This window comes from Blautia sp. AF34-10 (assembly GCF_003477865.1).
In the GTDB taxonomy this organism is placed as follows: Bacteria; Bacillota; Clostridia; order Lachnospirales; family Lachnospiraceae; genus Fusicatenibacter; species Fusicatenibacter saccharivorans.
The window spans coordinates 108,292-115,999 of sequence record NZ_QUED01000012.1 but is presented as its reverse complement, the minus strand read 5'-3'; the positions used below and the strand labels follow the sequence as shown (position 1 = coordinate 115,999).

The following is a 7,708-nucleotide window of genomic DNA, read 5'->3' as shown; positions in this document are numbered from 1 at the left end:
CACCGCCCGCCCGATACTCCTGAGCGTCCCTTTCCCACAACAAAATACAACTTGTCACAACAACCGTACAAGTTGTATTATAAATTCCAGAAAGAGGAATCACCAATCACATGGAACCAACCACCGGCAAAGCCAAATACTACACCCTGATGGAAGCCCTAAAAGAGCAGATTCTCTCCGGAACCATAAAACCCGGCCAGAAGCTTCCCTCCGAAAACGAACTGACCCGGCACCTTTTAGAGACCGGCCGACGAAACATCATCGGCATCTTCAAGGCCGACGACAGCCAGGGCGCCCAGCGCCATAAAGGCTACGTGCAGGCGCTGCAGGAAAGCGGAATCCCATATGATCCCGAAAACGTCATCTGGTTTCACACCGAGGACCGGAAAACCAAACCGTCCCTGATGCTTTCCATGCTGCTCGACAGCAAAAAGTCCGTCGATGCCGCCGTCTGCTACAACGACCAGATCGCGCTCGCCGTCATCTCCATGCTGGAAGAAAAGGGAATCTCCGTGCCGGAAGACATCGCCGTCACCGGATACGACAACTCGCTGATCGGCCAGAGCAGTCCGATCGGGATCACGACCATTGCCCATCCGCAGGAAAAACTCGGTGAGATGGCAGCAGAGCTCATTCTCGAAAAAATCAGAAAAGTCCCGGAAGAAGAAAGCAGCGTCAAACGCCTGATTTCCCCGGAACTCATCGTAAGAGAATCCACCGCAGGAAAAAATCTGTCAACAGAGACGAAAAAATAGAAAAGAACCCAAGGGAGGAAAAAACAATGGGAATGGATGCAAAAACAGCAATCCTCGAACAGAAAACAGCACTTGGTATTGAGTTCGGCTCAACCAGAATCAAAGCCGTCCTGATCGGCGCAGACAACGCCCCGATCGCATCCGGAGATCACGAGTGGGAAAACCGCTACGACAACGGCGTGTGGACCTACACCCTCGAGGACATCTGGACGGGCCTGCAGGATGCCTATACCAAAATGGCAGCTGATGTCAAAGAAAAATACGACATCACCCTGACCCGCGTCGGAGCCATCGGCTTCAGTGCCATGATGCACGGCTATATGGCATTTGACAAAGCAGGAAACCTCCTCGTGCCGTTCCGCACCTGGAGAAACAATATCACAGAAGAAGCAAGCGAGAAACTGACCGATCTTTTCGGATTCCACATCCCGCAGAGATGGACTATCGCCCATCTGTATCAGGCAATCTTAAACGGTGAGCCGCATGTGGCAGATATCGACTACGTGACAACCCTTGCCGGATACATTCAGTGGAAAATGACCGGCGAGCGTGTCGTTGGTGTCGGCGAGGCATCTGGAATCTTTCCAATCGATTCTGAAACCAACACTTACTTTGCCGACATGATCGCCAAATTTGACGAGGCAGTCGCAGACAAAGCATATTCATGGAAAGCACTCGATGTTCTGCCGCACGTTCTGACCGCAGGTGACAATGCCGGTGTTCTGACAAAAGAAGGTGCCGCACTTCTCGACATGTCCGGAAATCTGGAAGCAGGCATTCCGCTCTGCCCGCCGGAGGGAGATGCCGGAACAGGTATGGCAGCAACAAACAGCGTCCGCGTCAGAACCGGAAACGTGTCTGCCGGAACTTCCGTTTTTGCTATGATCGTTCTGGAGAAGAACCTCTCTAAAGTATACCCGGAGATCGATATGGTAACAACCCCGTCCGGTCATCCGGTTGCCATGGTGCACTGCCAGAACTGTACTTCTGATCTGAATGCATGGGTCAATCTCTTCCGTGAATTTGCGCAGACCTTCGGCATGGAAATCAGCACGAATGATCTGTTCGGCAAGCTGTACAACAAAGCCCTGGAGGGTGACGCAGACTGCGGCGGACTCCTTGCCTACAACTACTTCTCCGGCGAGCACGTAACCGGTTTCAACGAGGGCCGTCCTGTCTTCGCACGTACTCCGGATGCGAAATTCAATCTGGCAAACTTTATGAGAGTCAACCTGTTTACTTCCCTTGGCGCCCTGAAAGTCGGCCTTGATATCCTGATGAAAGAGGAGCATGTGCAGGTCGACCAGATTCTCGGCCACGGCGGTCTCTTTAAGACAAAAGGTGTCGGCCAGAAGATCCTCGCAGGTGCCATCGACGCACCGGTTTCCGTCATGGAGACAGCAGGAGAGGGCGGAGCCTGGGGCATCGCACTGCTGGCTTCTTATATGATCAACAAAGAAGAGAATGAAACACTCGAGGATTACCTAGATGCAAAAGTCTTCGCAGGAAATGCCGGAACCAAGATGGATCCGGACCCGGCAGACGTCGCTGGATTTGAAGTATTCACCGAGCGCTACAAAAAAGGCCTGCCGATTGAGCGTGCAGCAGTAGAGAGCTTAAATGAACCATCGTTTGGGAAAGACAGAGAGGACAACACAATGTTAGAAGAACTGAAAAAAAGAGTATACGAAGCCAACATGCTTCTTCCAAAATACGGACTGGTTACCTTTACCTGGGGAAATGTCAGCGAGATTGACCGGGAAAGCGGTCTGTTCGTCATCAAACCAAGCGGCGTGGATTACGACCTGCTGACACCGGACGATATGGTTGTCATGGATCTGAACGGAAACAAAGTAGAAGGACGCTACCGTCCGTCTTCTGACACCCCGACCCATCTGGAGCTGTACAAAGCATTTCCGGAGATCGGCGGCATTGTTCACACCCATTCCTCCTATGCGACAAGCTGGGCACAGGCGGGAAGAAGCATTCCGTGCTACGGAACAACCCATGCAGACTACATCTACGGTGAAGTACCGTGCCTGCGCTGCCTGACAAAAGAAGAGATTGACGAGGCATACGAGGAAAACACCGGCCATCTGATCGTCAATGAGTTCAAACGGATGGGAAAAGATGTAAAAGCCGTTCCGGCCGTTCTTTGCAAGAACCACGGACCGTTCACCTGGGGCAAAGATGCGCATGAGGCTGTTCACAATGCTGTTGTCCTCGAAGAGGTTGCCAAAATGGCATACCGTGCCGAGACCATCAACCCGAGAATCCAGCCGGCACCGCAGGAGCTGCAGGATAAACACTATTACCGTAAGCATGGTGCAAATGCTTATTACGGACAGAACTAAAAAAGAGTAAGAAGATAAGAAAAGTGTCATCCACAAACTGCAGGGCACACAGCCCGCAGGTGGATGACACTTTTTGATAAAAACATTTTTATGATAGAAATCTGTTTTTAAAATCAAGTAGTCGTCTGACGCCGGATCAGAAGCGGCGGAACGGTCTTGTGAACCGGCTCGGCAAGCGGCACCGGGTGGCGTTTTTTCCGTTCCTGCATCTGGGAGACCAGAAGGGAAACAGCCTCGTCTGCAATCTGGTCAATCTGCTGGCCGACAGTGCTGATCGGATAGATAGCCTGCTCGGAAATCGGCGCACCGTCGAAGCCGATGAGTTCGTAATCGTCCGGCAGGGTATGGTATTTGCGGATCAGAAGATTTAAAAGAATATTGGCATGATCATCGTTGGAGAGGAAGATGCCCTTTTTCTGACCGGCATATTTTTGTTCGATGTTGTCAAAGATTTCCTGTAGCGGTGCTGCGGCTTCCTGATAGGAGAGTCCGAAATCCCGAATGATAACCTCGTGCGGTACACCGGCCTTTACACAGGCATCCTGGAAACCGGCGCGACGGCGGTAGGCAGGAACATTTTCTTTGGTCGGTGAGTTCAGATGAATCAGGACATCACAGTGGTTATGAATCAGAAGCGAAGTCGCTTCGTGCGCGCCGAGGTAGTTGTCTGTATTGACACTGCAGACGAACTGGTCTTCGCGCTCAATTGTAACGACCGGGATCTGCAGATCGGAGAGTTCGCGGGAGGAGAGTGTATGGGAGAGGACGATGAGGCCCTCGATTTTGTACGACATCAGCTCCTGAATGTAGCGGCGCTCCGTCTCGTCGTGGCCGTTTCCGGCGAAGACGAGGAATTTATAGCCATATTTCTTATAAGAAGCAAGAATCTGATTCAGCATCTCGGAATAGTAATTCATGGAAAGACTCGGAATCAGAACGCCGACGAACTCCGTCTGGCCGTTCGCAAGAATTTTTGCTACTTTGTTTTCTTTATAATTCAGTTTATCCAGTGCATCGGAAATGATCTGCTGATTTTCCGGTGTCAGGGAATCCGGGTTGTTGAAATACCGGGAAATGGTTGTTTTGGAAAAATGCGTGTACTGTGCAATATCATTAAAGGTTACATTTTTTTTTCGTGCCATAAGTTCAAGTGTCCTTTCCTTCAAAAGTGTTGCGTGAATCATGTAAGCTTTCAGAAAAAACAAATAATATATGAAGATAGTATAACATTTCTCGCCCGCCGGAACAAGCGGGAATCGGTCAAGTAACCGGTTTTGTAAAAGTTCCACAAAAGCCAAAAACAAAATTATGGAAAATCACGAAAAGTAAAGAAAATATTGACGAAACCCACTGCCAATGCTATGATAAAGGCAATGAAAGTAACCGGTTACTTGACCGGTTACACAAAACGAAGGACAGAACCCGCTGTCCAGAGATAACAGGAGGAATTGTGATGAGAAAGAAATTTAGTGCCAGGGCGGCAGCTCTTGGAATGTCCGGCGTGCTTCTTACTTCTGCACTGACCGGATGCACCTTCGGCTTCGCAAGCGATCCGGATGACCCGAACGCAGTAAAAGAAGAAGTGCCGATCGACATGACCACCGACACCTTCCAGTACGATACGTCGCTTTCCGGAACGAGTATCGTCATCATGAACACAAAAGCAGAAATCCAGACAGCACTGGAAGAGATTGCAAAAGTGTTCGAGGAGAAAGCAGGCGTACATATTGAGATCATGCCGGTAACGGACGGCGATTCTCCTTATACCAAAGTAGTCAGCCTCTACAACTCCGGAAACCCGCCGACACTTTCCATTCTGGATACGACCGATGTCATTGCACTGGCAGAAGAAAAAGCAGCCGACTTAAGCAATGAAGCATGGACCGGCGAGGCAGAAGAGTACCTGACCAAAATCAACGGAAAGGTTTACAGCTTCCCGCTCTGTATCGAGGGCCGCGGTATTATCTACAACAAGAGCGTGATTGAAGATACCTTAGGTACCGAGTTCGATCCATCCGATATCAAAACCCAGGACGATTTCGCAGCACTTCTCCAGAGCCTGCGGGACAACGGAATGAAGAATCCGATCTCCATGGCAAAAGAAGACTGGTCCCTTGGAGCACACCAGCTGCAGTACATCTACGAGACATACAACGGAACCTCCGACGGTGCAGCAGAAGTCATCAACGAGCTGAAGGACGGAACCTTATATCTGCCGGACTACACCCGCATGAACGAGTTCCTGAATACCTTTGACCTGTTAAAAGAGTACAACGTAGCAAAAGGCGATCCACTCGGCGCAGATTACGATGAGATGGCAATTGATCTGGCAGACGGAAAAACCGCTTTCTGGTTCAACGGAAACTGGGCATGGCCGAACCTTGAGGAGGCAGGAGCCGAGACGACCGACGAGTACGGTTTCCTTCCATACTTCCTGAACAATGATCCGGACGACTTCGTCAACAGCAAAATCCAGGCATCCCCGTCCAAACAGATCATGCTGGATGATATCGTGGCTACCGACGAGCAGAAAGCAGCAGCAAAAGAGTTCCTGAACTGGCTGGTTTACAGTGAGATCGGACAGCAGATGGTTGTAAAGACCTGCAGCCTGATCCCTCCGTTTAAAAACAACCCGAACGAGCCAAGCGATCCGTTAAGCCGCGACATTTACGAAAAAGTACAGAACGGCGGAGCATTCAACGCATCTGCGATCGTGCCGAACGATCACTGGTCTGTCCTTGGTGCGGCAATACAGAAATATCTGGCCGGAAGAAGTGACCGCGAGGAACTGATAGATTCCATCCAGCATACTGGGATGAGCAGTAAGCCGGAGGATATGAAGGAGGAACGAAAATGAAATCAAGCAACAAGGGAAAAGATTTCTGTGTATTTGCGCTGCCGGGCCTGTTCTGCTTCCTAGCAGTCGTCATGGTACCGTTTATCTACGGTATTTACCTGACCTTAACCGACTGGAACGGTGTTTCCAGCGTGAAAAACTTTGTAGGACTTTCCAACTTCGCAGCCGTTATGCGCGACGCGCAGTTCTGGAAATCCCTGCTGTTAACCTTTAAATATGTCATTGCGGTTGTTGTTCTCGTCAATGTGATCGCCTTTTTACTGGCTTATATCCTGACCCGCGGCATCAAAGGTCAGAACTTCTTCCGCGCCGGATTTTTCACCCCGAACCTGATCGGCGGTATCGTACTTGGATACATCTGGCAGTTCGTATTCTCCCGTGTTTTCGTCAGCATCGGTGAGACCACAGGATGGAGCCTGTTTGAAATTTCCTGGCTTTCTACCCCGAACAAAGCATTTGCAGCGCTGGTGCTCGTTTCAGTATGGCAGCTGGCAGGCTATATGATCCTGATCTACGTTGCCGGCTTTATGGGACTTTCCGAGGACGTGCTCGAGGCGGCAAGCATCGACGGTGCATCCGGCTGGGTAAAAATGAAAAACATTATCCTTCCGCTGATGATGTCCTCCGTTACTATCTGCCTCTTCCTGACCCTGTCCCGTGCGTTCATGGTATACGATGTCAATCTGTCCTTAACCGGCGGTGCTCCGTACGGAACCACCGAGATGGCAGCCATGCACGTATATGAGAAAGCATTCACATCGAGACAGTTCGGTGTCGGCCAGGCAGAAGCCTTTATCCTGTTTATCATTGTAGCCTGCATCAGCGGTATTCAGGTATACACCACCAAGAAGAGGGAGGTTGAAGCATAATGAATCAGAAGAAAATTGGCGGAACAAAGAAAAAAGTAACTGACGCGCTGGCTATGCTCCTTATGATCATCGTTTTCTGTGCGTTCATGTTCCCGTTTGTCATGGTTATCATCAACTCCTTAAAACAGAAACGTGATATCATCAAGAGCCCGTTCTCCTGGCTGTTTACGATCAAAGGTCTTTCGTTTGACAACTTTGTAAAAGCATTCAATCAGATGAACTTCCTGAATGCCTTCAAGAACTCTCTGGTTGTAACCGTAACAGCAACCGTGCTGGTTACGGTACTCGCAGCCATGCTGGCTTACTACATCGTGCGTAATGTCACCGTATTTTCCAATATCATCTTTGCACTGATGGTTGCATCCATGATCATTCCATTCCAGGCAATCATGATCCCGCTTGTCAGTGTATACGGCGGAACCTTAAACATTCTGAACCACAGACTGACCCTGATCTTCATGCACACCGGATTTTCCATGGCGATGTCCGTGTTCATGTTCCACGGATTCATCCGCGGAAGTATCCCGCTGGCGCTGGAGGAGGCCGCTTACATCGACGGCTGTACCCACACCCAGACCTTCTTCCGCATCGTGTTCCCGCTGTTAAAGCCGATCATTTCCACCATGGTAATCATGAATGCGATGGCATTCTGGAATGACTTCCTGCTGCCGTCCCTGGTGCTGACCGACAAAAAGCTGCTGACTCTGCCGCTTTCCACCTACAGCTTCTACGGAACTTACTCCGCAGATTACGGAACCATCATGGCAGGTCTTCTGCTCTGCGTCATCCCGATCCTGATTCTGTACGTGGCACTGCAGAAACAGATCATCAACGGTGTCGTAGCCGGAGCAGTCAAATAAGTAAATCATAGAA

General features: G+C 50.1%; 6 protein-coding genes and 1 pseudogene. 6 read left to right on the top strand and 1 reads right to left on the bottom strand.

The features are described from left to right. Nucleotides 1-110: 110 nt before the first annotated feature. The 3 genes and pseudogenes from DWZ60_RS09395 (at nt 111) to DWZ60_RS20775 (ending at nt 3,109) form a co-directional block, all read left to right on the top strand. Nucleotides 111-755, top strand: a complete 645-nt coding sequence (locus tag DWZ60_RS09395; RefSeq protein ID WP_119221560.1) for a substrate-binding domain-containing protein — start codon at nt 111-113, stop codon at nt 753-755. Between the two features lie 32 nt (nt 756-787). Further along, a pseudogene (locus DWZ60_RS09390) lies at nt 788-2,374 on the top strand (xylulokinase); the annotation flags it as partial. A 39-nt stretch (nt 2,375-2,413) separates the two neighbouring features. After that, a complete protein-coding gene (locus DWZ60_RS20775; protein ID WP_022461490.1) occupies nt 2,414-3,109 on the top strand; it encodes an L-ribulose-5-phosphate 4-epimerase in 696 nt (231 codons plus the stop codon). A 113-nt stretch (nt 3,110-3,222) separates the two neighbouring features. On the opposite strand, the gene DWZ60_RS09385 is transcribed toward DWZ60_RS20775, so the two are convergent. Then, on the bottom strand, nt 3,223-4,251 hold the full coding sequence (locus DWZ60_RS09385) for a LacI family DNA-binding transcriptional regulator (protein ID WP_119221558.1): 1,029 nt from the start codon (nt 4,249-4,251) through the stop codon (nt 3,223-3,225). A gap of 311 nt (nt 4,252-4,562) precedes the next feature. On the opposite strand from DWZ60_RS09385, the gene DWZ60_RS09380 reads away from it, so the two are divergent. From DWZ60_RS09380 to DWZ60_RS09370, 3 genes are read left to right on the top strand one after another with little or no spacing between them, the layout of a single operon-like run. Next, complete coding sequence (locus DWZ60_RS09380; RefSeq protein ID WP_119221557.1) at nt 4,563-5,966, top strand: ABC transporter substrate-binding protein; 1,404 nt, start codon at nt 4,563-4,565, stop codon at nt 5,964-5,966. Then, nucleotides 5,963-6,835 carry a carbohydrate ABC transporter permease gene (locus DWZ60_RS09375; protein ID WP_022461493.1) on the top strand — a complete coding sequence of 291 codons (873 nt, stop codon included), beginning with the start codon at nt 5,963-5,965 and terminating at the stop codon, nt 6,833-6,835. Before DWZ60_RS09380 ends, DWZ60_RS09375 begins: the two co-directional genes overlap by 4 nt. After that, nucleotides 6,835-7,695 carry a carbohydrate ABC transporter permease gene (locus DWZ60_RS09370; protein ID WP_119221556.1) on the top strand — a complete coding sequence of 287 codons (861 nt, stop codon included), beginning with the start codon at nt 6,835-6,837 and terminating at the stop codon, nt 7,693-7,695. Before DWZ60_RS09375 ends, DWZ60_RS09370 begins: the two co-directional genes overlap by 1 nt. Nucleotides 7,696-7,708: the final 13 nt, after the last annotated feature.